The organism is Pseudoflavitalea sp. G-6-1-2, from assembly GCF_012927185.1.
In the GTDB taxonomy this organism is placed as follows: domain Bacteria; phylum Bacteroidota; class Bacteroidia; order Chitinophagales; family Chitinophagaceae; genus Pseudobacter.
This window is the reverse complement of sequence record NZ_JABBGB010000002.1, coordinates 109,586-134,636: the sequence shown is the minus strand read 5'-3', so window position 1 is coordinate 134,636 and position 25,051 is coordinate 109,586. Positions and strand designations below refer to the sequence as shown.

Annotated in this window: 23 protein-coding genes; 13 read left to right on the top strand and 10 right to left on the bottom strand. The window is 46.4% G+C overall.

The features are described from left to right. The first annotated feature begins 11 nt into the window (after positions 1-11). The 3 genes from HHL16_RS10285 to HHL16_RS10275 all read left to right on the top strand — a co-directional run bounded on the left by HHL16_RS10285 (position 12) and on the right by HHL16_RS10275 (position 3,270). On the top strand, positions 12-863 hold the full coding sequence (locus HHL16_RS10285) for a hypothetical protein (protein WP_169425124.1): 852 nt from the start codon (positions 12-14) through the stop codon (positions 861-863). 143 nt (positions 864-1,006) lie between these two features. Then, complete coding sequence (locus tag HHL16_RS10280) at positions 1,007-1,369, top strand: cupin domain-containing protein (protein ID WP_169425123.1); 363 nt, start codon at positions 1,007-1,009, stop codon at positions 1,367-1,369. Positions 1,370-1,689: 320 nt separating this feature from the next. Beyond that, positions 1,690-3,270 carry an ABC-F family ATP-binding cassette domain-containing protein gene (locus HHL16_RS10275; protein WP_169425122.1) on the top strand — a complete coding sequence of 527 codons (1,581 nt, stop codon included), beginning with the start codon at positions 1,690-1,692 and terminating at the stop codon, positions 3,268-3,270. Between the two features lie 123 nt (positions 3,271-3,393). Here HHL16_RS10275 and HHL16_RS10270 read toward each other — a convergent pair whose 3' ends face one another. Continuing rightward, positions 3,394-4,089, bottom strand: a complete 696-nt coding sequence (locus HHL16_RS10270; RefSeq protein WP_169425121.1) for an HAD family hydrolase — start codon at positions 4,087-4,089, stop codon at positions 3,394-3,396. Between the two features lie 77 nt (positions 4,090-4,166). Here HHL16_RS10270 and HHL16_RS10265 point away from each other — a divergent pair, with 77 nt between their 5' ends. Continuing rightward, entirely contained in the window at positions 4,167-4,742 is a 576-nt protein-coding gene (locus tag HHL16_RS10265) for a Crp/Fnr family transcriptional regulator (RefSeq protein ID WP_169425120.1), read from the top strand. Here the strand turns inward: HHL16_RS10265 and HHL16_RS10260 are convergent, their stop codons facing one another. After that, positions 4,743-7,112: an ABC transporter permease gene (locus HHL16_RS10260; RefSeq protein WP_169425119.1), complete on the bottom strand. Its 2,370-nt coding sequence runs from the start codon at positions 7,110-7,112 to the stop codon at positions 4,743-4,745. 214 nt (positions 7,113-7,326) lie between these two features. Between HHL16_RS10260 and HHL16_RS10255 the strand changes: the two genes are divergently transcribed. The 6 genes from HHL16_RS10255 (at position 7,327) to HHL16_RS10230 (ending at position 12,300) form a co-directional block, all read left to right on the top strand. Beyond that, on the top strand, positions 7,327-7,791 hold the full coding sequence (locus HHL16_RS10255; protein ID WP_169425118.1) for a carboxymuconolactone decarboxylase family protein: 465 nt from the start codon (positions 7,327-7,329) through the stop codon (positions 7,789-7,791). Between the two features lie 50 nt (positions 7,792-7,841). Continuing rightward, positions 7,842-8,183, top strand: a complete 342-nt coding sequence (locus tag HHL16_RS10250; RefSeq protein ID WP_169425117.1) for a YciI family protein — start codon at positions 7,842-7,844, stop codon at positions 8,181-8,183. A gap of 3 nt (positions 8,184-8,186) precedes the next feature. After that, on the top strand, positions 8,187-9,425 hold the full coding sequence (locus HHL16_RS10245) for a DUF6596 domain-containing protein (RefSeq protein WP_169425116.1): 1,239 nt from the start codon (positions 8,187-8,189) through the stop codon (positions 9,423-9,425). Positions 9,426-9,678: 253 nt separating this feature from the next. Further along, complete coding sequence (locus HHL16_RS10240; RefSeq protein WP_169425115.1) at positions 9,679-10,839, top strand: AraC family transcriptional regulator; 1,161 nt, start codon at positions 9,679-9,681, stop codon at positions 10,837-10,839. 121 nt (positions 10,840-10,960) lie between these two features. Next, positions 10,961-11,542, top strand: coding sequence for an autotransporter outer membrane beta-barrel domain-containing protein (locus HHL16_RS10235; protein WP_169425114.1), 582 nt, complete (start codon positions 10,961-10,963; stop codon positions 11,540-11,542). A gap of 65 nt (positions 11,543-11,607) precedes the next feature. Continuing rightward, complete coding sequence (locus tag HHL16_RS10230) at positions 11,608-12,300, top strand: hypothetical protein (protein ID WP_169425113.1); 693 nt, start codon at positions 11,608-11,610, stop codon at positions 12,298-12,300. Between the two features lie 67 nt (positions 12,301-12,367). Here HHL16_RS10230 and HHL16_RS10225 read toward each other — a convergent pair whose 3' ends face one another. Then, complete coding sequence (locus HHL16_RS10225) at positions 12,368-14,101, bottom strand: tetratricopeptide repeat protein (protein ID WP_169425112.1); 1,734 nt, start codon at positions 14,099-14,101, stop codon at positions 12,368-12,370. A 287-nt stretch (positions 14,102-14,388) separates the two neighbouring features. On the opposite strand from HHL16_RS10225, the gene HHL16_RS10220 reads away from it, so the two are divergent. Continuing rightward, a complete protein-coding gene (locus HHL16_RS10220; protein ID WP_169425111.1) occupies positions 14,389-14,772 on the top strand; it encodes a hypothetical protein in 384 nt (127 codons plus the stop codon). Between the two features lie 18 nt (positions 14,773-14,790). Here the strand turns inward: HHL16_RS10220 and HHL16_RS10215 are convergent, their stop codons facing one another. Beyond that, entirely contained in the window at positions 14,791-15,744 is a 954-nt protein-coding gene (locus HHL16_RS10215) for a nitrilase family protein (protein ID WP_169425110.1), read from the bottom strand. Positions 15,745-15,810: 66 nt separating this feature from the next. Further along, positions 15,811-16,608 (bottom strand): helix-turn-helix domain-containing protein, encoded by a 798-nt coding sequence (locus tag HHL16_RS10210; RefSeq protein ID WP_169425109.1) that lies wholly within the window; start codon positions 16,606-16,608, stop codon positions 15,811-15,813. A gap of 380 nt (positions 16,609-16,988) precedes the next feature. Between HHL16_RS10210 and HHL16_RS10205 the strand changes: the two genes are divergently transcribed. Together HHL16_RS10205 and HHL16_RS10200 are read left to right on the top strand one after the other, a co-directional pair. Continuing rightward, positions 16,989-17,354 (top strand): DUF4180 domain-containing protein, encoded by a 366-nt coding sequence (locus HHL16_RS10205; RefSeq protein ID WP_169425108.1) that lies wholly within the window; start codon positions 16,989-16,991, stop codon positions 17,352-17,354. Between the two features lie 102 nt (positions 17,355-17,456). Next, complete coding sequence (locus HHL16_RS10200) at positions 17,457-17,954, top strand: hypothetical protein (RefSeq protein ID WP_169425107.1); 498 nt, start codon at positions 17,457-17,459, stop codon at positions 17,952-17,954. A gap of 94 nt (positions 17,955-18,048) precedes the next feature. Here HHL16_RS10200 and HHL16_RS10195 read toward each other — a convergent pair whose 3' ends face one another. From HHL16_RS10195 to HHL16_RS10175, 5 genes are all read right to left on the bottom strand, one after another. Next, positions 18,049-18,774, bottom strand: coding sequence for a LytTR family DNA-binding domain-containing protein (locus tag HHL16_RS10195; protein ID WP_169425106.1), 726 nt, complete (start codon positions 18,772-18,774; stop codon positions 18,049-18,051). Position 18,775: 1 nt separating this feature from the next. Then, positions 18,776-19,774: a histidine kinase gene (locus HHL16_RS10190; RefSeq protein WP_169425105.1), complete on the bottom strand. Its 999-nt coding sequence runs from the start codon at positions 19,772-19,774 to the stop codon at positions 18,776-18,778. Between the two features lie 89 nt (positions 19,775-19,863). Next, positions 19,864-20,820, bottom strand: coding sequence for a DUF6268 family outer membrane beta-barrel protein (locus tag HHL16_RS10185; RefSeq protein WP_169425104.1), 957 nt, complete (start codon positions 20,818-20,820; stop codon positions 19,864-19,866). A 206-nt stretch (positions 20,821-21,026) separates the two neighbouring features. After that, positions 21,027-22,709 (bottom strand): sodium:solute symporter family protein, encoded by a 1,683-nt coding sequence (locus tag HHL16_RS10180; RefSeq protein WP_169425103.1) that lies wholly within the window; start codon positions 22,707-22,709, stop codon positions 21,027-21,029. Between the two features lie 25 nt (positions 22,710-22,734). Further along, complete coding sequence (locus HHL16_RS10175; RefSeq protein ID WP_169425102.1) at positions 22,735-25,014, bottom strand: FAD-dependent oxidoreductase; 2,280 nt, start codon at positions 25,012-25,014, stop codon at positions 22,735-22,737. Positions 25,015-25,051 lie beyond the last annotated feature (37 nt).

The following is a 25,051-nucleotide window of genomic DNA, read 5'->3' as shown; positions in this document are numbered from 1 at the left end:
AAACGATCAGCATGAAATACACCCTTCTACTCACTATATTTTTTTCATTCGTTTCACTGGCACAGGCACAAAAAAGAGTGAACGTTATTCTGTCTGCCGAAAAAGGAGTGAAGCAAACCGAGTATGTGCATTTTTATCTGGCCCGAAACAATTACACGTACGTGAATTTTATTTACGATGAGTTTCCGGGTATCATTCAATATCAGTACAACAGACTCTATCAGTATGGAGATGAAGTAACAGACGGCACCTACAAGCTGAATGTAAAACTGAAATCAGCCGATATCCGCCTGGTTACCGATGAACTCATTATCGATAGCAAAACTGAGTGGGTGGATGTATTCGTTCTTCTTGCCACTGGCAAACAAACCGGCGACTACATCAAGGAGATAAAGATCATGCGTTATCAGCAGCCTGATAAAATGCTGCAATTCTTACCAGACGGACCTTTCACAAAAGGAGAGAAAGCACAGTTCACCATAAAGAACAATCACACGAAACCTTTGTACGGTTTTCCCAATAACCGCCAGTTCCTGGGATGGTTGTCGGAAGAAAGCGATCCGGACACCTGGAGCACTTATGCACCCGAATCGGATGATTTCAAATTCTGCGATACCACGGGCAAACCAAAGGCCCTGAAGCACGATGAAAAAGCCATTGCCATTGCACCGAATCCGCGGGATTGCAAGCCATTTGTTTTCAGAGGAAAAGGCAATTACCATTTTGAACTGCTGGTTACCGAAACACCTTCGCCCAGGCTGTCAGAGCATGGATTTACCACCCTCAGCAGGATCGATCTTTACCGCATGGTGTACGACTTCAGCATAGCAGAAACACAGCTGGCGATGCTGATCCGGAATTAATGACTTTACTCAATGCCGCGGGCTGCTGAAGCTCCAAAATTGCTGTACCTTTGCAGCATTAGTTCTTGTTATACCTGTCCTTGCTCCGAAGCCTTTGCTATCCGTACACTCATGCAAGTTTTCTTCACTTAAAACAAAAAAGTATGAGACAGGTAAAGGTTTTCTGCATACTCGCTGCCTTGCTGCTGATAGCAGCCGGCGCCCACTCACAGGATTATATGTCGTCCAATCCAAAAATGTGCAAACTGCTGGGTGATACACTCAACTCAAAATTGATGCTGGTAACATTTCAGCCGGGTGAAAAAACCACGGCACATACGCATCCCGTGCATGTGATCTATGCGCTCAATTCGGGAACATTACGCGTAGCGCATGTAAACGGAAAAACAGAAACATTGCATATCAAAGCCGGCCAGTCGGCAACGTTTGCTCCGGAACCAGCCCATGTAACAACCAATGTAGGCAAGACGCCTTTGAAACTGATCCTGCTCGAAATATCGCAGTAGGTGTGATTGACAATAAGATCCGGTCGGCACAAGCAGTTGAACACTGCTAGCCCGCCGGATTTTTTCATTCCATCTTTTAACATTCCTGTTTCCAAAGAAATTATTTACCTTTGCTCTTCATTAAAAACCTACTACGGTGAAACTGACTAAGTAAACTATTCATCATCTAATTGAATAACGGGCTATCCCAAACAGCCCAGCCGGCAATCAGAAGTGCCGGTCAAACTTAGTTTCATGTAAAATCTGTCTCATTTTTTTCCAGTTCAGACATATGCCGGATAACACAACCGGTAAATACTTCATCATACAATCTATTTTGCATGAGCATCATCCTGCACGATATTTCATATCACCATAGTAACAGAACATTAGTATTCGATCAGATCAATTGCAGCATCGGCACAGGCGAGCATGTAAACCTGATCGGCAATAACGGATCAGGCAAATCAACCTTGCTGAAGATCATGGCGAAACAACTGCCCCCCTCCGCAGGAACACTAACAGTAAGCGTTGCGCCTTATTATGTGCCGCAACAATCGAGCTGGCAACAAAACCAAACAGTAGCTGATGCATTGAATGTAACCCAGTCTCTGCGTGCATTGCAGGCCATTCTGCAAGGCGATGCAAGTGCTGAAAATTTCGACCTGCTCGCCGACCGGTGGGATATCGAAACGCAGATTCAGGAAGCGCTGAACAACTGGCAACTCGATCACGTGCATCATCAAACGCCCATTCAACAGTTAAGCGGCGGAGAGCAGACCCGTGTGCTGCTTGCCGGAATGGAATTACATCAGCCAGGTATCATTCTGCTCGATGAACCCACCAATCACCTCGATGCCCGTGGGCGTGAACAGCTGCATCGTTTTCTGCAGCAATTCAAAGGCGACCTCGTAGTGGTGAGCCACGACAGATCCCTGCTGCAACTCAATCAGATTACGCTTGAATTACAAAATGGTAAGCTCGTTACTTACGGAGGCGACTACGAGCATTTCAAACAAATGAAGGAGGCTCAGCTGCTCGCGATGGAAGCTGCCGTGATCCATCAGGAGAAAGAACTTCGCTCAGCTCAAAAGCAGGCCCGGCAATCAAAGGAGCGGAGGCAACGGCTCGAAAGCAGGAATGAGAAAATAACCGGTCTTCCCAAAGGAGCTATCAATGGATTTCGAAACATGGCAGAGAAGACGTCAGGCAAACTGAAAGGTCTACATGAAGATAAAGTGGAGCAAGCCGCTTCGGCCTTGCGGGAGAAACGTGAATTGCTCGGCAGGGAGCATCTGCTGAAAATAGTGATACCGGGGTCTCTGCTGCACAAAGGAAAGATTTTGGCGAAGGCCGGCAATGTAAATCATCAGTACGCTCAGCAGCTGCTGTGGCCACAGGGATTGAGTTTTCAGATCAACAGCGGCGATAGGATTGCCATCAGAGGCAATAATGGTTCCGGCAAAACAACGCTGCTGAAAATGATCACCGGAGAATTAATTCCCACACAAGGGCTACTCGAAAGAGCTGATTTCAAGATCATCTATCTCGATCAGGATTACAGTTTGCTCGATCCGAACAACACGGTGGTAGAGCAGTTGCAGCAATACGATCACCTGCATCTTGAACCACATCAGCTGAAGATATTGCTGCACCGGCATCAGCTGGGCCCGGAACACTGGGATAAAAAATGCAGTCAGCTCAGCGGTGGTGAACGGATGAAACTTTGTCTTTGCTGTCTATCTGTATCCGATCAGCATCCTGATATGCTGATACTCGATGAGCCGGCCAATAATCTCGATATCCAGAGCCTTGAAATCCTGACAGCCAGCATTCAATCGTACGAAGGCACGCTGCTGCTGGTTTCTCACGATGCTGTATTGATAGACGAACTGGGCATCGATCAATACATCGATCTCTGAATTTGAAACGCGGGACCACTACACCACAGGATCCCGATCAATCAAAAAATCCCGGCCACTTCATATCACATGAAAATGGCCAGGATTTTTGTTTACTGAAAATACTCAAAGCAATAATAGTTCTTATGCCTTGATATGTTGAAGTATATCACTGATGGTATTCAGCTGCAGAAATTTCGGATGATCGATGCTATGCTCATATTTCTCATGCTCCCATTCAACATGATACGGAATATGCGCAGCATGCGCGCCCACTTCCAATACCGGCAGAATATCGGCCTTGAGCGAATTGCCGAGCATCATAAAATTCTCAGGAGCACAGTCGAGATGTTTCAGCAGCTTGCGGTAGCCGGCTTCTTTCTTGTCGCTCATGATCTCGATATGATGGAAATATTCTTCGAGGCCTGAGCGTTTCAGTTTTCTTTCCTGATCGAGCAGATCGCCTTTGGTGGCCAGTACCAGGCGGTATTTGCCTTTGAGTGCAGCGAGCACTTCCTCAACTCCGTCGAGCAGTTCGATGGGCTTCTGCAACATTTCCTTTCCGAGATCGATCACAGCCTGAATCAGTTCCAGACTGGCTTTGCCTTCGCTCACGCGATGCACCGTTTCGATCATGCAAAGCATGAAGCCTTTGATGCCATATCCGTACAGGGGGAGATTTTCCATTTCAACTTTGAAAAGCTCCTGCGAAGTGGTATGACGCGGGAGATAGTCTTCGAGCAACGCGCAGAATTTCTGTTCCGTCTCCTGAAAATACGGTTCGTTTATCCATAACGTATCATCCGCATCAAAAGCAATCACTGTAATTTTATCGTACATCGTTATTTTTGTTTTGGAGCAGCAAATTTCGGAAGCAATTCATCAAATAAAAGGACATTTGTCCCGAACCGGCGATTATGTTAAGAACCAATCCATCCTTCCTCCAGTTTATGGAAAAGCTGTACAGTGAGCAAACGCAGCCGCATATTGCCCTGAAGCAGTTTGCCGCAGGCAGGCACCTGGTTCAGCAGGGAGGAACCGCTACCAAAGTTTACATCATCAAAGAAGGGATCACCAAGTGTTATATCACTGAAGAGAACGGCAAAGATTTCATCATTGAATTTCTCAGTGCCGGAGAAAGTATCGGAGATATCGAAGCCATCAAACACATCAAATATCTCTGCAATATCAGAGCCATCACCGAGGTATCGGCATGGGTGCTGGATATAGCTCATTTCAGGCATCTGCTGGAAAAAGACAGGGAGCTCAACCGGCTGCTGATGCAGGAACTGGCGGAAAGGCTCATCAATACAAGCATCCGCACATCCTCCCAGCAATCCTATACCATCGAACATGGATTAAAGAAACTGCTCGACTTCCAAAGCCGGCAAGGATTCATATTTGCCAAGGAAGACCTTGCAGCCTACCTTGGCATTACCATCCGCAGCCTCAACCGCGCCCTCAAAAACCTGGACAGCGGTATGGAAGGATAGTTATTCCGACTTCAAAGATTTTACCGGGTTGAGCAATGCAGCTTTCACTGCCTGGAAGCTGATCACGATCACTGCAATAGCTAATGCCAGCCCAGCAGCGAGGAAGAATACGCCATATCCGATGTTTACGCGGTAAGTGTATTTATCCAGCCAGTTTTGCAGGAAGTACAACGCAATAGGAGAGGCAATCACACAGCTGATCATTACCAGCATGATGAAATCTTTGCAAAGCAGCAACCAGAGCTGCGCTACAGAAGCGCCCAGTACTTTTCTGATGCCGATCTCTTTGGTACGTTGTTCTGCGATGTAGGCAGCCAAACCAAACAGTCCGAGACAGCTGATGAAAATGGCGAGTCCGGCAAAGAGTGCGGAGAGTTTTCCGATCAGTAATTCGAGATTGAATTTATCTGCATAATTAGCATCGGCAAAAGTATAATCGAAGGGGTAAGCAGGACTGTATTTATTGAACACCGCACCGAGTTGTTCGATCGCTTCCTGCATATTCTTTTCAGGAGCGATGCGGCATATCACGTTATCATGCATTTCAGGAACGCAGATAAACATCATGGGTTCGGGGGCGGCAAAAGGAGAGATCATCAACGCGTCATTTACCACACCTGCGATATGCAGTTTATTTTCCTGCCATTCAATCATCTGACCGATCGGGTCTTTCAGCCGCATCTGAGCAATGGCAGTCTGATTGAAAACTACACTGGTGGTATCGTAATCGCCGGTGAAATTTCTACCGTCGACAATGCGCATGCCCATTGTTTTGAAATAACCGGCATTCACCAGTACGGTACCCATCTCGATGGTTTCACCGGCACGTTTGCCGGGCCACTGATCTACATCTGAATGCCACCACAAATTGGTTGCCGGGCTGCTGGCAGTGGTGATATCTGAAACAATTCGTTTTTGCAGCAGTTCGTCGCGCATGGCTACATAGTTCTTCACGAGGTCGTCATTCTTATCGGCTTCCACCAAACGACTGGTTTCATATCCACTGGGTCTGTCTTTCGCATGTTGAATCTGACGATAGATAACGATGGTGGCAATGATCAGTGCAATAGAGCAACTGAACTGAGTAACCACCATTGCACGACGGAAAATGGAATGCCGCTTTCCTGTGCTGATAGAGCCTTTCAACACTTTCACCGGTTGGAAGGAAGAGAGATAAAACGCAGGACGGCTGCCTGCAATCAGCGTGGTGAAAATAATAAGCCCTGCCATGATGAGCCAGAAGATGGGATTGCTGAGCGGAAGCGACAACTTCCCTTCGATCATTGTATTGAAAGCCGGCAGAGACATCTGCACAATCACAAAGGCAAACGCAAATCCAATAATAGTGAGCACCAGCGATTCGGCCATGAATTGAATGATCAATTGTTTTCTTTCAGATCCGATGGCTTTTCTTACACCTACTTCGCGCGCTCTTTTTTCTGAGCGGGCAGTGGTAAGGTTCACAAAATTGATACAGGCGATCAGCAGAATCAATACACCGATCAGTGACATTATCTGAACATAGGTAAGAAAACCTGCAGTGTCTTTTCCATTTACATAATTGGAATACAAATGCCAGCGTGATATCGGTTGAAACAGCACGTAGGAATTCATCGCATTTGTATTGTTGGTTTGCGTGTGCTCGATATTCCTGATCTTACCTGCCACCTGCTCCAGTGTAACGCCGGGCTTGAGTTTCACAAAAGCCTGGCTGTTGTTATTTCCAAAACTTTGCCTGCGCTCCGCTGCATTCGGAACTGTTCTGTTGATGTAATCGTAGGGAACCAGGTAGCTGAACTGAAGGGTAGAATTGGCAGGAAGATCTTTCAGAATGCCCGTTACTTTCAGATCATTCTGATTATCGAAGCGAACCACCTTATTGATAGGATCCTCATTTCCGAAGAGCGCTTTCGCCAACGACTCGGTGAGTACAATGGAAAAAGGATCGTTCAACACCGAATTGGCATTACCCTGCAAAAGAGGATAGCTGAATATTTTGAGGAAGTCGGAACCGGTATGGCCTCCGCGTTTGTAGAGTTTTTTATCTCCGACCATCAGTCCGTGAGATCCCATCCAATCGCTTTCAGCAATGTATTCGATCTCCGGGATCTCCGCCTTCAGCACATCGGTGAGCTTAAGAGAAACTGTTTTGAAAGTAAGCGTATCGCCATTGGCATAGAAGTTTCGCTGAATGCGGTAGATGCGGTCGTTATCTTTAAAGAACTTATCGTAGCTGTATTGTTCATATACCCAGAGGCCGATCAAAAGCGCTACGGCCATACCCGCAGCAAGCCCCATTACATTGATGGTACTGTATGCTTTATTTCTGATGATATTTCTCCAGGCAGTCTTTAGGAAGTTTCTGAACATGAGCTAAAGTTTGATGCGTACGAAGTCCAATCCCTGTGCCAGATAGCTAATCTGCTGAAAACAAGTTATTTGCAAGCAAATCAAGTTCGATCTTCTGTCCGTTTTCGGACAGTATTTGCCCGCAGCTGAACATTTTTTAAAAATATTTTGTCCGGACTGTCCAATTCTTTTCCATCCGGTCATTACTACTGTATAAACACAAAAATATACAACTATGGAAAGAATGAACTTCTTCGTAAAAGGACAAAAAGCAGCAAAAGCATTGGGTGGATTTCCTGGATACCTTTCAAAATCGTCCATCGACAAGAACCTGCAAAACCTGATCTATATCCGCGTTTCTCAGATCAATGGTTGCGCATATTGTCTCGATATGCATACAAAAGATCTGCGTTTACTGGGCGAAACCGAACAACGCATGATCATGCTCGGCGCCTGGAATGAAGCACACAAACTGTATACAGCCCGTGAGCGTGCAGCGCTGGCATTTGCAGAATCGCTCACAAAAATCTCCAATGGCGGCGGTGTTCCTGATGATGTTTATGCAGAAGCAGCAGCCCATTTTTCTGATGAAGAACTGGCCGATCTCACCATCGTGATCATTGCCATCAACAGCTACAACCGCATCAATGTAGCATTCCGCACACCAGCAGGAGATTATGTACCTGGCCAATGGGGCTAAGCTTCTCCGTAATTAAAATAAAAACTAATTTCACCGATTAATCTGAAAACATGAAAGAGTTTGCATTATTATTCAGACAACCAGACTACGACTACCGCAGCCTGTCGCCCAAAGACATGGAAGCGCTTACCAATAAATGGAAAAGCTGGACGGGAAATATCACAGAACAGGGCAGGATGGCCGGCGGAGCGATCCGCCTCGCACTCGAAGGCAAGGTGCTGAAAGCAGGAGGACTGGTTACCGATGGTCCATTTGTAGAGATCAGAGAAATGCTTGGCAGCCTCATCATCATTAAAGCAACAGACCTTGAAGAAGCAACCACTTTTGCGCATGGATGTCCTGCGCTCGACTTTGGTGGCAGCGTAGAGATCCGTCCAATATTTCAATACTAGCACATGATTCCGGAAAACGAGCGGCTGAAGCAACTCTTTCAGCATGAGTTTGCGAAAATGGTAGCAGTGATCAGCAAACTCTATGGCCTGGAGCATATCGAAACAGCAGAAGATATCGTGAGCGAAACATTTCTCACGGCATCGGAAAGCTGGGGCATGAAGGGAGTTCCGGAGAATCCCACAGCCTGGCTGTATGCTGTGGCCAAACAGAAAACACTGTATCATTTCAGAAGGCAGAAGATCTACGACTCGAAAGTGTTGCCAGCCATCAAATCCGGAGAAACAGAAGCAATAATGGAAGAACCCGATTTCTCACCGCAACATATTCGCGACAGCCAGTTGCAGATGCTATTTGCCATCTGCAATCCGGCTATCGCAGGCGAAGCTCAGGTTGGACTGGCGCTTCGCATCCTTTGCGGATTCGGTATCGATGAAATTGCGGAGGCTTTCATGAGCAATAAAGAAACCATCAACAAACGACTATTCAGAGCAAAGGAAAAACTGAGGGAAGAAAAAATAAGTCTTGAATTTCCGCCCGAAGCAGTTCTGCCCGAAAGACTCCGCAACGTACTCCATATCATCTACCTGCTTTTCAATGAAGGGTACTACTCCAAAACACAGGATGTAATTCTGCAGAAAGAACTCTGTGTGGAAGCCCTGAAACTTGGACTGCTGCTCACTGAATACGACAAGACCAATCTGCCGGAAACAAACGCACTGATTGCCCTGATGTGTTTCCATGCATCGCGGTTCGATGCCAGGCAGAATGAGAATGAAAACCTGGTCCTTTACGATCAGCAGGATGAGTCGCTCTGGGATGCCAACCTCATACATCAGGGCATCCATTATCTTCAAATAGCCGCCACCGGGCAATACCTCAGCTCGTATCATATCGAAGCGCGCATAGCTTCGCTCCACTGCATCAAATCCGACACAAAAGAAAAATGGCAGGAGATACTGCAACTCTACGATCAGTTGCTATCTATCAACTTCTCTTCATCCGTTGCACTGAACAGGCTCTATGCCCTGTACAAAGTAAGCGGTGCATCTGCTGCGCTGCAACCTGCGCTGGAACTTAATCTCAGCCGCAATCACTTCTACTGGATATTGCTGGGTGAGTTGTACACTCAACTCGATGCAACCAGGGCCGCTGAAAGTTTTGAGAATGCATTGGCGCTTGCCAAAACAGTTACGGAGCAGCAGGGCATCAGAGAAAAGATCCGCAGGCTTGAAAAAAAATAACCCCATTCATCGTTGCAACGCAGAATCAGTATTTGTGCAAACGCCCGTCTGCACAGAACTTTAGCGTAAGAAAAACCTGCATAAAATACATGCTGAAATTTGCGCATCTGATGTTGTGAGTATACTTTTGCGCAAGATCACTCCTCCTGCCATCAACGCTCCGCACCTGATTTTCTGAGACTATGTCTGTAACGATTTGCCGGACTGATCTGTCATTGTAATAACCGTTCCGTGCGGAAGCAAAACCAAAACTATGCATTCATTCTTCTTTTGGGCAGGCATGATCAATCTGCTGGGATCTGTGCAGGCACTGATGTTGTTTTTAGTGTTGTTCAATTCAAAAAACGGTAACAAGACCGCTTCGCGACTGCTGGCTTTTATTTGCCTGGCATTAGGTTGTGTAATTGCAGGCGCATCGCTTGGTGCACTGGGATATTACAAATTTGCACCACACCTCATTCGTATCGGGGATCCGCTGATACTGGCCATTCCTCCGCTGATCTATCTCTTCACCAGAGCGTTGCTGCAGCAGCAATTAACCCGTGCAGACCTGATACATTTTGTTCCGTTTATATTGTACGTTGCGATGCTAACGCCATTCTATCTTTCATCTGGCCAGGAAAAGATCAGCATGGTGGAAGCCATTTTTCACAGTGAGAAAGCCAGCCCGCAACTGGTAGTTGTTACAGTACTGCGGCTCATCATCAGCGGCACCTACCTTGTAATGAGTATCCTGATGATACCGGTAAACAGTGAAGCAAATGCAAATCAGCAATGGTGGAGGCAGGTACTCTTTCTATGTGTTGCGCTCACGGGCATTTCATTGATGCTCTTCCTGCTTTTCTATACGCACCTGATCAGTTTTCTGGAGATGAATGTCTGGAGTGGATTGGTATCGAGTATCATGCTTTATGTGATCGCGGCAAGAAAACTCAGTTGCCGGCGCACCATGCCAGCCAATGATGCAACAGCAAGCGAAGCTACTCTGCATATCGATGATGCACTGGAAGATGCAGGCGCACAACTCAACACATCAGAAAAATACAGGTCTTCGGCATTGAGTGCCGAAGAAACCACTCAATATGGCCTTGCCATTCAAACCTATCTCGAAGAGAAACGTCCTTATCTCGAACCCGAACTGAGTCTTGCCGAGCTGGCCACGGCCGTACGATTGCCAGACTATCTGTTGTCGCAGGTGATCAACCGGCATTTCGGACAGAGCTTCTACGATCTCGTGAACGGGTACCGGGTGCAGGAGATGATCCGGCTGATGAATGATCCCGGCAAACAATCCTATACATTGCTTGCATTGGCCTATGAGGCTGGATTTAATTCCAAATCCACCTTCAATCAGGTATTCAAAAAGCATACGGGCAAAACTCCTTCGGCTTTCAAAACCAGCTCTGGTGGCTAACTACAGCAGATCTGTACGTCCGGATTAATCAGTTCGCACCTCTTCGGCCCTTATTCAGACGCCCTTGCCCATATCATCGGATAGTTTTGTTTCATCAAAAAACACCAGAAAAAACAAACCGATGAAGCAGCTATTATTACTGATGACTGTATTGTGCGTGTCTGCAAGTATCTATGCGCAACAAGCAACCGAAAAGAAAAAAGGACATATTGAACTGGAAGTGGACCCGATCGCTTACTTCCTCAAGGGATACTCCTTCCATGCCGGATACCAGCTCAACCGCATCCGTTACGATGTGGGCGTTTTCGGTCTTGAAACCCCTGAAGCATTTACCAGCAATGACGATTATCTGGAGAAGTCGAACGGCGTAGGTATAAAGGCAGACTACCTCTTAGGCAAAAAGGCCGGCGGTTTTTTCGTTGGGCTGGAAGCGGATTATACCTGGACCAAAGTCAGTATCAAAAAAAGTACCGTACCCAGCCAGACAGGCGAGGCCTTCGCAGCAGGTATCAGAGGCGGATATCGGATCATGTTCGGAAGGTCCGCGAACGCACAAAAAGGATTTTACCTCACTCCATGGATAGGCATCGACCGCATCTTCCATACCAAAAACGTTCATTTTCCGGCGCAGGGCACGCGCGCGAAATACAAACAGGAAGACTGGCGATTTTTTCCCACTATACACTTAGGATGGAGGTTTTAAGTTAGGGATGGGTTAATCAGGTAAGTTTGATATTTTTACGCTTGATCAAACGATATATCACCCGTATGCGAAAACTGTTTCTGTTATTACTGGCCTTCCATTCCATCACTGCCTCCGCACAGAAAAAAGACACGAGCTTCATACTAAGTAAAACTCAGATCGAGTCTGCATTTCCTCAGGAGCAGCGTACCAGGCTGGGCATCACGTTTCCAATCTATCGCGTGTACAGGTACACCGACCAATCCGGACAATATTACCTTACACTCACCGAAAGCCGTGATCTGATAGGCAACGACGACACTATAAGCTATAAGATCAGGGCATTTATTCATAAGATCGAAAAAGACAGCCTCCGGCAGATGCTTACACTCAATGATCAGATCAGAAAGGAGGAACCTTCCGAAGGGGCTATCTGGTTTATGACCCGCTGGTGTCTTGTACAGGATATCGATAAAGACGGACTTACAGATATCATACTTCCATACTGCACCGTTGCGATGAATGGGGTGGATGATGGAAGAATCAAAATATTTGTGATCAACAAGGGAAAGAAGATTGCCATCAGACATCAGAACGGAGTGCTCGATGATGAGCGGGAAACAGTGATCGATAAAGCGTACTACGACTTACCTGCATCGATCCGAACCACAGTAACACAATTCATGGAATCGATGGTAGAAAAGAACAAAGCCATCTTCCCTTACAAATGGCAGGCAGCCATGAAGAACAAAAAGACTGTGATCAACGAAAGACATTAGAAAGTTTCAATACAAAATAAAACCCGCAGCGAGAGCGGGTTTTATTGTTCGTACAGGTACGGATCAACTATAATATTCCGCTGCAGCTCTTGATAAGTGAATTGGACAGCGTGATTCTTTTGGTATCTCCATCTTCTTTGATCTCTACGAACTTCTCCAGTCTTGCAGATCGCGCAATGGTATAATTGTATTCGCTGTAATAATCTGTTCTGCCGGAAGAACCAACATATCTGGTGCCCGTTTTTTGCTGATTGAAGTTGTGCATTATCTGAATGAAGTACCTGCCTGGTTTCAATCCTTCAAAAGCAAAACGGCCATCCCTGTCGCACTGCGCAGTTACACAGAATTTCACTGCTTCCTTGCTCATGTACACTCTTGTTTTTTTGCCTTCTTTCTTTTCGCGCAATTCATACCATTCTTCGAGATAGGGAGTAGCCGGATATAGTACAACGGTGATGCCGCTGGCATCGAATTTAAGGCCATCGGCCTTGGTGCAGGCACGTCCTTTGATTACAGACGACCCTCGCTGCAATGCAGCTCTGGTGAGGTTTGCATCGAAGTTGGTACTGGGGTAGATGTCTTTGATGGTTTTGGCGCCGGCAGGAGCGAGCTGGCCACCCAGTTCAACATATTTTTTCTTATCGGCATTGGCTTCTTTGGTTTTGCCCAAAGCATCGTATGTATCTGCCCGGTTGATGTAAGCCAATGCGTAGTTCGGATTCAGTTCAATGGCCCTGTTGAAGTAAGTGAGCGCTTCGTTGAAAAACTCGAGCTGGTATTTTACGCAGCCGATATTCAGTTGAGCACTGGCTAAATTGGGATTGAGTTTGGCCGCTTCCTGATAATCGAGAACCGCATCATCCCACATCTGTGCTTCAAAGAATAAGTTTCCGCGTTCCAGCCAGGTATCAGCGTTTTTGGAATCGAGTTTGAAAGCCAACGTGAGCTCTCCCAACGCCTCTTCCAGTTTGCCCTGTGCCTTATAGATCTTCGCTTTCTGAATATAAGACAGCGCCGATTTAGGAGCTTTGTTCTGATACTGGTTGTAGTAGCTCAATGCATCGTCCAGTTTTCCCAGATCGAAATAGATGTTTCCGCGCTGATAGTTCAACCAGGCATTATTGGGATTGATTGCTTCGGCTTTGTTAAGGCATTCCAGCGCTTTATCGTATTGCCTCATGGAACAGAATGCGTAGTTGGTATTGATCCAGGCATCGTCGTTGAGCGGATCCACCTGTACTGCTTTCATAAAATCGGCAATGGCCAGTTCATTGTTTCCTCTGTTCATATAGATCTTTCCTCTGTGAACATAAGGAATGGCATAACCGGGATTGGTTTGAATGCAACGGGTATAGTCGTTGAATGCGAGATCGGTTTGATTTTTTGCTTTGTAAAGGCTGGCCCGGAATGCCAATGCACGGAGATAACGCGGATTCAACTGGAAAGACTTTGTGAAATCTTCTATCGCCTGATCATCGCGGAGAACCGCAAAATTGGCATATCCGCGTGCATAATATTCGATGGCGGTATTGGGAGATCCAAGTAATGTGAGTGCTTTTTCTGCTGCCTTTTTAGACAGTGCTTCATTGCCCAGGTTCGAATGGATATTCGACAGAAACCCTTGCACCACGCCACTTTCAGGCTGCAATTTTGCGGCCTTTTCGATATCCGCCTGTGCGGCTGTTAATTTGTATTCGTATACATTTCCCGAAGCTCTTACAACATATGCGAGTACATTGTTGCCATCTGTCTGCAGTACATCGTTGGCTGTTCGTTTCGCCTCGATAAAATTTCCTTCCATCAGTTGAGCCAGGGCAGCATCGGCTTTAGAGCCGGTCTGTGCAATTGAGGGGGTTATTGCACTTAATAAACAAACTGCTAAGAAAATTAAGATCCGGTTTATCATGCGCACCATTTATTTGGAGGCAAAACTAATAATATATCGGAACCGGTTATAATTTTATGAGGCCATTGAAAACGCAGGTTTGCAGGATCAGGCATTAAATACCGGTTTACCGGAAATGACAATACCGGTAAACCAGTAACTTTACTTGTGCGGAAATGCTCAATTTTTCAAACCCGGTTCTGATGAAAATGATTTTATTCTTTTGCGGACTGTATTCGCTGGCATTTGCCATTTTTCATATGGGTTTCTGGAAACTGTTTGGCTGGAAGAAAGACCTGACCAAATTGCAGTTCTACAACCGGGGAATAATGCAAATACTCAATTGCAGACTGATCTATATCTTTCTGCTGCTGGCATTCCTCTATTTATATTTTGGAGAAGCACTGATGGCAAACGCTCCAGGCAGGGTACTCACAGGAGGCATCTCCATTTTCTGGCTGGGCCGCACCATCGAGCAATTTGTTTTTCTCCGCGTCAACAACCGCGTTATTCATTTGCTTACTGTGATCTTCTTTTTAGGCGCCTTATTGTTTGCATGGCCATTGCTGATATGGGTTCGGCAGTAGTGTATCATTCCGGCACTATCATTTACTCTCTTTCAGCCAGGCTACTTTCTGAACAGACTGATGCGGAGCCGCAATGATGTTGCCGTACAATTCAGGTCTTCTTGCATTCCGGTATCTGTGTCCACCCGCTAATTGCAGTTTTTCTGCAGTGAGGGTAGCGATGGCAATTTCATCTCCGAGCGTGCGGCATTCTGCGATGATATCTCCGAAGGGATCGAGTATCATGGAGCAGCCGTTCTTCAGCTGATCGTCGTCCATACCGATGGGGTTGGAGAATATTGCATAAATGGCATTGTCGTAGGCACGTGCTGGAAGCCATTTCATCAGCCAGCTGCGGCCTTTCAATCCGTCGAATTCAGCACGAAGCAGTGTGGCATTCCTGACCTTATCTTTCCATAATTCTGCATCAACGAAACCCGCGCCAGGCCTGGGTGATGGCGTACACATGGTAACATGCGGCATAAAGATGATATCTGCACCGAGCAGGGCAGTGGCACGCACATTCTCGATTATATTGTTGTCGTAGCAAATGAGTATACCGCACTTCCAACCCAGCAGATCGAATACCACATATTCATCACCCGGTGTTAGATATGGGTTGATGAATGGATGAAGTTTTCTGTACTTCGCCACCAATCCATTTCCATCAACACATACATAGGCTTTATAGAGATGATCATCGGCTGTTTTTTCAAATAGTCCGGCAAGAATTACAATGCCGATTTCCTTTGCAATGGCAATGAGCTGTTGCACACTCTCACCGTCAGGAATGGATTCTGCAACATCCGTGAGCGCTTCCTTGCTTAAATGCCGCGCAAAAGTGTAACCGGTTACAGAGCATTCATGAAAAGCGATCACCTGTGCTCCCTGTTGTTTTGCTTCAGTGGCAAGTGTGCGGATCTTTTGCAGATTGTACTGTTTATCGTTGCTTCGGTTTTCGAATTGCGCTGTGGCTATTCTGATTGGTTCCATATTGCTGATTTATGGATGCAAGTTACACCCACACCAAAACCCAGCATTGTAAAAAACCGACACCTGCTAAATACGGAAGAAGTTCAATGCCAGCGCCTCTGCCGACTGCTGGTACTGTTGTGGTGTAATACCTGTAAACTTTTTGAAGTCGCGGATAAAATGCGCCTGATCGCAGTAATTAGACTCGTAAGCGAGTTGGGTGAGATTTCCTGCTCTTTGTTTTCGCTGAAGTTTTTTGGCGCTTGCATTAACGCGCACAATGCCGGAATAGTGTTTAGGACTGATACCCGTCTGGTTTTTGAATCTGCGTTCCAGTGTACGTTCATTCACTTTTAATTGCTGTTGCAATGTATGAACGGAGATGGTTCCTTCGGATAAACTGATCTGATGGATCGCTTCCTTCACCAATTGATCAGGCTGGAACTGATTGCCGGATTGCCGCAGGAAGAATTGATCGAGCAAATCGATTCTTTGCTGCACCGTTTTCTGCTGAAGCAATGTCTCTGCAATTATACCTGCGGATTTGCCCAGCACCAGTTCCGCCGGAACAAATTGATCTTTCAATTCTGAAGCGGGCAGGTTCCACAAGTGATGCGCACCGTAGGGCTGCAGCACTGCGATCAGCCAGTTGATTTGCCCGTTCAGTTGCAGATCGTGCCAGCTCCCTACCTGTCCGTACAACCAGCAGAGCTCATTACCTGCATTGCCTGATGCCGTGGAAAAAAGCGAAGAGGAAAGATTGAAAACAAGCCCTGTATTGCCATCTGCAAAGAGCCTGTAGATGCGGGTTTGCGCAAATGATCCATCCAGCACCAGATAGTGCTTCACAATATGTGCGAGAGCGGGATGTGGAGCTATTTGCATAAAACATTCATTCCGATGCAAGTTACGGCTTCCTGCCAATACCACTGGTTAAGAAAAAACGAAAACCCGGCTATGTTAAAGGAGAAAAGATTTATGATCAGATTCTCTACTACAACCGTTTCCGTGATATTACATTCAAAAACTCAGGCATTTTCGATTTCTACGAAACTGTATTCGATAAACTGGATGATTATGAAGCCCGCATCAAAAAACATTACAAGGATAAACCGATCACCAGCAAAAACTTTGGAGATTTCCGTACTTATCAGATGAGCGATCACCTGCCGTTATGGGTGGAAATGGATACAGATCATACGGAAAGTTATCTCAATGGTATCAAGAAACGGGTACAGTAAATATTTTGGTATCTTGAGTGCGTTATGAACGATACCCAAATTCTAACGCATCAGATACAGCATTTAAAATACGGAGAGGTAATTGCAGACACTATACTTATCAAAAATGTGGATGATGGCCTCAATCTGATGGGCGACCTGTATTATCAGGGTTTCGACGGCATTATTCTTCACGAAAAAAATATCACACCGGCATTCTTTGATCTCAAAACAAAACTGGCGGGAGAGATTCTGCAGAAATTCACCAACTACCGGATGAAGCTGATCGTTCTGGGAGATTTTTCAAAGTATGCATCAAAGAGTCTCCGTGATTTTATTTTCGAGACCAATAAAGCAAAACAGATCCTGTTCCTTTCATCACTGGAAGAGGCAGTTCAAAGCACACAATAAACGCCTGATCGTATTTCTCTGATTCTTTTCACGGTAGTTTTCCCATTGCACGAAAAAAACCTTTTCTCTATTTTTCGCGCATTAACCCAATCCGTGAAACCCATGAAAACCCTCAGTGTATTATGCCTGTTGCTCTTCAGCATAGCCGCAACAGCGCAAACCAGCGTGAAAGCACTCACCGTAATCGACTCCAGCTGCATTACCGAATGCCGTGGCAAAGCCCAGGCTTTCAGCAAAAACAAGAATGCTACCCGCTATCAGCTGGACAAAGAATTCTTTTGCCATCTCAGCCCTTACAATGCTCAGACTTCTGCCGCAAAGCTGCAGATTGTGAATCTTGGAGATGATAAGATCCTCTCCATCACCATCCAGCAAATGCAGGTAACAGGTACCAACCTCAAAGGAGAACATGGTATTCTTACTGCCGACGAGCCGGTGGATCTGATGAAAGACGCCGCCTTCCCGCGATGCAAAATGCTCAACCTCGATCTCGGAAAAGGGAATTTCCCGCATGTGCACCTGCATGAGATCGAATCCATCCGCATTAAGATCACTTATGAAGGAAAGGAAAAGATCTACGTGATCGGTAAAGAGAAATAATTCAAACGAAAAAATCCTGACCGGCAGCAATAATGCGCTGGTCAGGATTTTTTATTAAGCATGTTCTAAGCATTTTGCTCACAATCGCAGGCAACTACTTTTTATTATCCTTCGACAGTAATGCCCTGTTTACCACCTGTTGCATCAGTTCTTCGCGCTGACTGCGGCTGACAGGTATCTGCTTGTGATGCAGATGCACCGTATTGCCCTCGATGGCTTTGATATGCGCAATATTGATGAGGAATGATTTATGAACACGGAAGAATTCCGTTGCAGGCAGGCTTTCCGTTACTGCCTTGAATGTGAGATGTACTATGATTTTCTTCGACACAGTATGTATCACCACATAATTCTGCATGGCTTCCACATACACAATCTCGGCCAGCATCACTTTCTCATAGAGATTGCTGTGTTTCAGAAAAATGTAATCGAGCGGCTGCTGTACTGGCTCCGCAGATTTTTGGAGCAACCGATAATAATCGTACGCTTTGTTCACTGATTTTGCAAAACGCTCCAGCGAAATCGGCTTCAGCAGGTAATCGAGCACATGAAGCCGGAAACCTTCCAATGCATAATCCGGATAGGCGGTAGTGATGATGGTGATCGGAGGCTTGCTCAGCGTTTCGAGAAAGGAGAGCCCCGTCATCCTCGGCATATTGATGTCGAGGAACATCAGGTCTACATTGTTCTCCTGCAAAGCAGCCTGCGCTGCCATGGCATTTTTGTAGCCGCCCACCACTTCGAGAAAACCGATCTCACGGGCATACTGCTCTATGCCTTCGCGCGCGAGCGCTTCATCATCTACTATGATACATTTCATTTTATCCATATTCCTGAACCTGCAATGATATGTATAAGTTTACCAGAAAAATTTTTTCCTTTCGGCCTGTTTCCAGACGGTACTTTCCGTCGTAGAGCAGGCCCAGTCTTTTTTGCACATTCTCCAGTCCAATGCCACCGGCCTTGGGGCCTGTATGGACGAAAGCCGACTGCGGATCGCAGGTATTTTCGACGCTGAACCAGAGTTCGGTATGCGACAGCGTCATATTGATCTTTACATAGTTGCCACCGGGATGCTCCTGCGATACATGCTTGAAAGCGTTTTCTACAAAGGGCGACAATATGAAAGGCGCTATGAGAATATAATCAGGTGGTTCTATCCAGTTGCACTCAACCTGCACATCATTGCCCCACCTGATCATTTCTACATTCACATAGTTTTGCAGATAATTGATTTCTTCTTTCAGCGAAATATATTCTTTGGAGCTGTCGTACAGATGATGCCGCAGCATATCTGAGAACTTCAGCAAAACGGAAGAGGCCTGGTTCACATCTTTCCGCATCAGTACATTGATGCTGTTGATCACATTGAAAAGAAAGTGCGGGTTCACCTGATCGCGCAGCAGTTTCAGTTCTGCTTCGAGGTGCGCAGTCTGCAGTTCCCGGTGTTTCTTCTCCATTTCGGCATGTTCTCTGTAAAACCGGAGTCCGCATACATTGGTGGTGATGAGTACCGAGCTGAGCATCATGTTCGACCATTTCTGGAAGAAAGTGGTATCCTGCGGAGCAAAATACAGATCGATGTAAGCAAACACTACAGCCATCAACGCACTTATCACAAATGCAATCAGAATAAACACCCAGAGTTTTCTTTTTCGCATATACCTGGGCAGGAGATAGTCACTCATAAAATGCGTGCAGACGATCATGAATGAAATCACTACCACAATGTATCTGAAGGCATTCATCACGGTAAGATTCATCTGCGTAACTATCTGATAGAAGATACCGTAGGACAGCAGCGCCCAGAAAATCGTCATCAAAATCCGCCACCTTGTAAACCGAACTAACCTCATCTGTTTGAAATAAAGAATATTACAAATATCAGCAAATATCATCATTCATTGCCCTATTGATTGAAATGCATGCGCAAACCTGCGCTGGCAAACAATCCTGTGGCAAGCCTGTGTTCGGGTTGTGTCTTGAACATCTCGGAAAGGCTTTTCCTGCGGAAGTCTACGCTGCGGAGCAGGGCGCCGCCGGCAGCAACATTTATGCTGAATCTTTTGGATACGTGGAAACTGTTTTCCCATCCTGCAGTCAGTTCTTTGTAGCCCATCAGTCGCCGGTTGTCTTTACGTTTCTCCACATCGTATGCGCCGCCATTCATGCGCACGGCGATGGCTGTTTCAATAAAATCGTTCAGATTGTAGCTCACTTTGAATTGTTCGGGGAAACTGATATTTACGCGTAATTTTTTGCCGCTGTTCCAGCTTGCGAGCAGTCCCGGCAGCACCATCGGTGTTCCGAATGAGTTGGTGAGTACGGCCCCAAATCCGTAACTGAAGCGGGGATTCACCTGTTTCACAAACAACACACCGCCATTTATGAAGATGTCTTTATTGTCGATCTCTTCGAGATCGGTGTACAGGCCCACGGAGGCCATCATCATGATCGACCATTTGTTGCGGAGACTGCGCACGTGCATCAATGCCAGATCTGCACCCAGCAATTTTTCCGGCATGATCACATTTTCGTATTTCTCATTGCGGAGATCCATATAGCTGCCACGAAGTCCAAGGGTCCATTGCCTGAATTTCCCGGTGCTGGTGTCTTTGACGGTAGCAAGATTGAAAGCTGCACCCATCGACAATCGTTTGATTGTTGTGGTGGATCTGGTTTTCACACTATCCTCTGGTCTGATATAACGTGATGCAGGCATATAGTCTGCGTTGATAGCAATGCCCGGCCCCTGCAGGGTATTCGGCCCTAACTGCGCCTCCGATTGAAACGCATTGAACAAGAACATTCCCATCATCAAAATTGCCGGAATCAGTTTCTCCGGTCTTCCAACCTTCTGTTTCATTGATCATATTTGTTTTGTGGGCACAAAAATGAAGCAGGGCGGGGGATTCATAAAAAGCCTTTGATGAACCGCAGTCGTTTGTTGACGATCTGCAGAAACCGGGAAGAAATAGGCTAAACAGGAGCCGGGAATTGCATACGCATAAAAAAACAGCCCGCTTTTGGCTACGGACTGTTCAGGAGCAAAACACAGAAACACTTGTCAGATCAGCATTTGATCTTTGCGGCGCTTCTAAATGGAATCAAAGCCAACACCAATATGATCGAAGCGATCAACACTACCATCGAAGATCCTTTATCGGTGATTGCACTCAACACAAACAGCAGCACCGATGTAAAGGCGAGTGAGAAAGCTATGATCTTCAGTCCGAATTTATTCTGCCTTTTAATTTGTTGTTTTTCTTCTTCGCTTACTGTAATCCCTTCCTGTTTTCTTTTCGCTCTGCGTTGCTGCATATCGATATACTCCATACTAATCGACCCTTTCGAAGCTGCGTACAATTCATAGATCACCAGCAGAATGGCCGGTAAGGCAACACCCAGCAGCATTTCGCTTCCGCGCGACAATTTGAAGTGCAGGGTAAAGGGAAGGATCATTTTGAACAGCAGGTTCACGGCAAGGCTCACCACGGTAATAACGATAGTTGCCTTACCCGTAAGCCGTTTCGAAAACAGCGCCCAGATAGGAGGGGCCAGCAATGGGCCGCCGGTGATGGCTCCGATGCTCAATGTAAATTCAACGATGCCGCCGATATAGGGCACAATCAATGCAATGGCAATCATGCCGAATCCGAAGAGCCAGCTCGATGTACGTGCTACCTGCATCAGTTTCTTATCCGATGCAGCAGGGTTGATGCTGCCTTTGTAAATATCATTGGTGAATACTGCCGACACCACATTCAAGGCAGTGTTGGCAGATGCCGAAGTAGAGAAGTACATGCCTGTAAGAATCAGTCCCATCAGGCCGGCCGGCAATACCTGTTTGCAAACCATCAGATATGCATTTTCTGTATCCAGTCCCACCAGCGATGGGTTGATGGTTTTGTACACCATCGGTGGCAGCATCCATAAGATCGGACTGATCACATACAATGCTGCAAACAGGAAAGCTACTTTGGATGCGGATTTCGGCGTATCAACGCTTGTGTATCGCTGAACGAAAGTCCAGTTGCCACCGATATAGAAAATATGGTAGATGGCGAAAGCCGCGATAAATCCCCAGGTGTAATCTCCATTAACCGGCTCGAAGAAACCTTCGGGTTTGGCTGCCAGAAACTGGCTGAGCCCACCTGCTTCTTTAAACACAAGTGGAATGATCAGCAGCACAGCAGCAGTGAGAATTACAAACTGAAGAATATCCGTTACCATCACTGCCCACAAACCACCAACGGCCGTGTAGGCAATCATCAGAATACCCAGCACAACAGTAACCGGCACAAGCGGCAGGTTCAGCGAAGAACCTACCAGCTTGGCCACTGAGTACAATACTGAACCCTTGATGAATAACGATACCAGCATGAATATGTAGATGAAGGATTTCTGCACCTTCACACCCAATCTTTCTTTGATGAATTCAGCAGCAGTGAGATTGCCGGTTGCCTTCCATTTTGGAGCGAGGTATAGGCCGGTGATCAATCCACCGATACACATGGTCCATTGAATGGTGATGGCCACCCATCCATGCTGATAGGCGATCGAACCCCATGCCACAAAAGTGCCGGCAGAGAAAAAACTCATGAAGAGTGATAATCCTCCAATGCTCCAGGGCACTGCTTCACCGCCTGCGAAGAACGATTTCAGGTTACGTCCCGTGCGCGAGAAGGAGAACCCCACCAGCATGATAAATACCGAGAACACCGCAATTACACTAGCATCGATAGCTGAATTCATATTGCTAAATTATACCTGTTGTGACTTACTGATAACATCTTACAGAAAATATTGCTGCAGGTACATCCGCAGATGGATGTTCCACTTCAATAACGAGACTGCTTGCCGTAACTGGTTTTTCGAACCGGATGCTGTTCAGCGTCTGGTAATTGCCAATCTTTTCAAACAGCAGATTTCCTTTCTCATCTTTGATTGAATAGTGGCGGATACAGAAAGGCATTACATCTTCAGGATGCCCCATCAGCACAGATTCCATCGGATGATCATAATCCGTATCGAACAATATATCGATCGCAGAAATCGTCTGTGGTGCATTCCATGCGATAGTCAACGCAGGTTGTTTATCTTCAAAAGATGCCACCCATGCATTGGGTGCAAATACCGGCCTGTCGATGCCATTGGCAATATTGGCCGCGCCGAAAGCAGCAATACCTGCAGGATATTTGAATGCGATGTTCTCTCCATCCGGTCTTCTTTTGGGACACCAGAATTCAAACGCATCTACACCGAGATCATCCGGAGGCGTTTGTTTGCCATAATTCGATACAGCTTTGTTGATGCTGTTGAATACCGACAATACCCCGGAAATGCGTTGCGGAGAGAAATGCAATTGCACATCCGCATTTTTCAGGAAGGTAACGAATGCATAGGCATCATGTGGCATCAGTGCGTCAAACGCAATCCTGATGCAGTTTCTGCCCGGATTGATCTGCACAGTTTGTTTCGAAATAGTTAAGTCGGGAGTATGGTTCGATTGCTTGCTGCTGATACGGAGTTCAACTTCAAGCGTTGTTTCTTTATCGGATTGTGCATGGAAAATGAAATCTTCCACCTTGCCTTCGCGAAGCGGCACCATCTGCGCCACAGCTGTTTCAAGCGATTTCAGCAGATTGCTTTCGGGCAGTTCCGTAAGCACCAGTTCGCTGCTGGCAGTAATCGAAGCTTGCTTCACCAGATCCTGCTGATCGTTCAGAACAATGCCGGGAATATGATGCCCCGATTGCAGCAAGGCAGTCTGCAATTCAGCAACAAAACCTTTATGATACAAATCGGCAGGTTGAATTTTCTTCTGAAGGCAAAGCACTGCTGCCATCGCAACAGCCTGCGCAGCATGCGCTGCAGTGGCCATTACGCGCGATGATCCGAATGCAACATGGCTTGCGCTGATGATCCTTCCAGCAAGAAAAAGATTTTTGATATTGCGGCTGTACATGGTACGATAGGGAATCTGATAGATGCCCTTGCTATGCCACTGGTTGCAACCCGGCTTTTCACTGAACACGCCATCCGCAGGATGAAGATCGATGCTCCATCCGCCGAATGCCACCGCATCTTCGTGCGTTCTCTGTTCTACAACATCCTGTTGCTTCAGCATATATTCTCCTTCGAACCGGCGACTTTCTCTTTTACCGGGAATAGTGCCTACCCATTCCAATGTGAGATTTTCTGCTTCAGGAAAATTGCCGGAATTCTTGATGTAATTCCATGCACCGTAGGCAACTTTCCAGAGTTCCCATTTGATGGTTTCTGTATCGTGCACTGTATCGAGACGGCCACCATATTCGAGCCACCAGAGCTTGCAGCCATACTCGCGCGTATTGAAATTCTTAAAACGCGGAATAGTGGTGATATCCTGCAAAACATAGGAGGGAGCAACAAATTTCACCGGCCTTCCGGTATCCTTGCTGTAGAAATAAAGGCTATGCCCCAACAACTCTCCATATTCTTTTGATGGCGCGAATAACTCTCCGAATTCTTCCTTGCTTTCTGCACCCATTCGGAATGCAGCACCTGCAAGAAAACCAACAATACCGTCTCCGGATGCATCACAGAACAGTGGTGCTTTCACCAGATACTCCGTGGAATTCTGACTGCAAAAGGCTTTCACAGCGCTGATCTCATCAGCGGTTGACTTCTCTACATCATACACTGCAGTATTCAGCAGCAGCGTGATATTCGATTCGGAACGTACTTTATCGAGCAATACCGTATCGAAGATGAGTGGATTGCCCTCTTTGTTGCGGTACATATTTTCCACCATCAGTTCATCCACTACACCGCCTTCTCTTGCCCAACGATTGTTGTTGCCCATATGCGAAGTAGCGCCCAGCATCCATAATCTCACTTCAGAGCTGGCATTGCCGCCGAGCACCGGCCTGTCCTGAATCAAAACTACTTTCACGCCTTTTCTGGCCGCTGTGATGGCCGCACATGCGCCGGATACACCGCCGCCAACGATCACGAGATCCGTCTCAACAGTTTTCAGGGTGAGCGCACGTTTTTCTCCTCCTTCACTAAATATCATAGGATTGTTTTTTCAGTTTATTCTTTCGTAATGATGA

Excerpts from the sequence above, each read along its gene's own strand:
- HHL16_RS10230 (WP_169425113.1), top strand. The coding sequence starts at position 11,608 with ATGCGAAAACTGTTTCTGTTATTACTGGCCTTCCATTCCATCACTGCC.
- HHL16_RS10285 (WP_169425124.1), top strand. The coding sequence starts at position 12 with ATGAAATACACCCTTCTACTCACTATATTTTTTTCATTCGTTTCACTG.
- HHL16_RS10235 (WP_169425114.1), top strand. The coding sequence starts at position 10,961 with ATGAAGCAGCTATTATTACTGATGACTGTATTGTGCGTGTCTGCAAGT.
- HHL16_RS10255 (WP_169425118.1), top strand. The coding sequence starts at position 7,327 with ATGGAAAGAATGAACTTCTTCGTAAAAGGACAAAAAGCAGCAAAAGCA.
- HHL16_RS10205 (WP_169425108.1), top strand. The coding sequence starts at position 16,989 with ATGAACGATACCCAAATTCTAACGCATCAGATACAGCATTTAAAATAC.
- HHL16_RS10195 (WP_169425106.1), bottom strand. The coding sequence starts at position 18,774 with ATGAAATGTATCATAGTAGATGATGAAGCGCTCGCGCGCGAAGGCATA.
- HHL16_RS10280 (WP_169425123.1), top strand. The coding sequence starts at position 1,007 with ATGAGACAGGTAAAGGTTTTCTGCATACTCGCTGCCTTGCTGCTGATA.
- HHL16_RS10260 (WP_169425119.1), bottom strand. The coding sequence starts at position 7,112 with ATGTTCAGAAACTTCCTAAAGACTGCCTGGAGAAATATCATCAGAAAT.
- HHL16_RS10225 (WP_169425112.1), bottom strand. The coding sequence starts at position 14,101 with ATGGAAGGAAATTTTATCGAGGCGAAACGAACAGCCAACGATGTACTG.
- HHL16_RS10200 (WP_169425107.1), top strand. The coding sequence starts at position 17,457 with ATGAAAACCCTCAGTGTATTATGCCTGTTGCTCTTCAGCATAGCCGCA.
- HHL16_RS10250 (WP_169425117.1), top strand. The coding sequence starts at position 7,842 with ATGAAAGAGTTTGCATTATTATTCAGACAACCAGACTACGACTACCGC.
- HHL16_RS10220 (WP_169425111.1), top strand. The coding sequence starts at position 14,389 with ATGAAAATGATTTTATTCTTTTGCGGACTGTATTCGCTGGCATTTGCC.
- HHL16_RS10265 (WP_169425120.1), top strand. The coding sequence starts at position 4,167 with ATGTTAAGAACCAATCCATCCTTCCTCCAGTTTATGGAAAAGCTGTAC.
- HHL16_RS10215 (WP_169425110.1), bottom strand. The coding sequence starts at position 15,744 with ATGGAACCAATCAGAATAGCCACAGCGCAATTCGAAAACCGAAGCAAC.
- HHL16_RS10275 (WP_169425122.1), top strand. The coding sequence starts at position 1,690 with ATGAGCATCATCCTGCACGATATTTCATATCACCATAGTAACAGAACA.
- HHL16_RS10240 (WP_169425115.1), top strand. The coding sequence starts at position 9,679 with ATGCATTCATTCTTCTTTTGGGCAGGCATGATCAATCTGCTGGGATCT.
- HHL16_RS10245 (WP_169425116.1), top strand. The coding sequence starts at position 8,187 with ATGATTCCGGAAAACGAGCGGCTGAAGCAACTCTTTCAGCATGAGTTT.
- HHL16_RS10180 (WP_169425103.1), bottom strand. The coding sequence starts at position 22,709 with ATGAATTCAGCTATCGATGCTAGTGTAATTGCGGTGTTCTCGGTATTT.
- HHL16_RS10270 (WP_169425121.1), bottom strand. The coding sequence starts at position 4,089 with ATGTACGATAAAATTACAGTGATTGCTTTTGATGCGGATGATACGTTA.
- HHL16_RS10210 (WP_169425109.1), bottom strand. The coding sequence starts at position 16,608 with ATGCAAATAGCTCCACATCCCGCTCTCGCACATATTGTGAAGCACTAT.
- HHL16_RS10175 (WP_169425102.1), bottom strand. The coding sequence starts at position 25,014 with ATGATATTTAGTGAAGGAGGAGAAAAACGTGCGCTCACCCTGAAAACT.
- HHL16_RS10190 (WP_169425105.1), bottom strand. The coding sequence starts at position 19,774 with ATGACGATTTTCTGGGCGCTGCTGTCCTACGGTATCTTCTATCAGATA.
- HHL16_RS10185 (WP_169425104.1), bottom strand. The coding sequence starts at position 20,820 with ATGAAACAGAAGGTTGGAAGACCGGAGAAACTGATTCCGGCAATTTTG.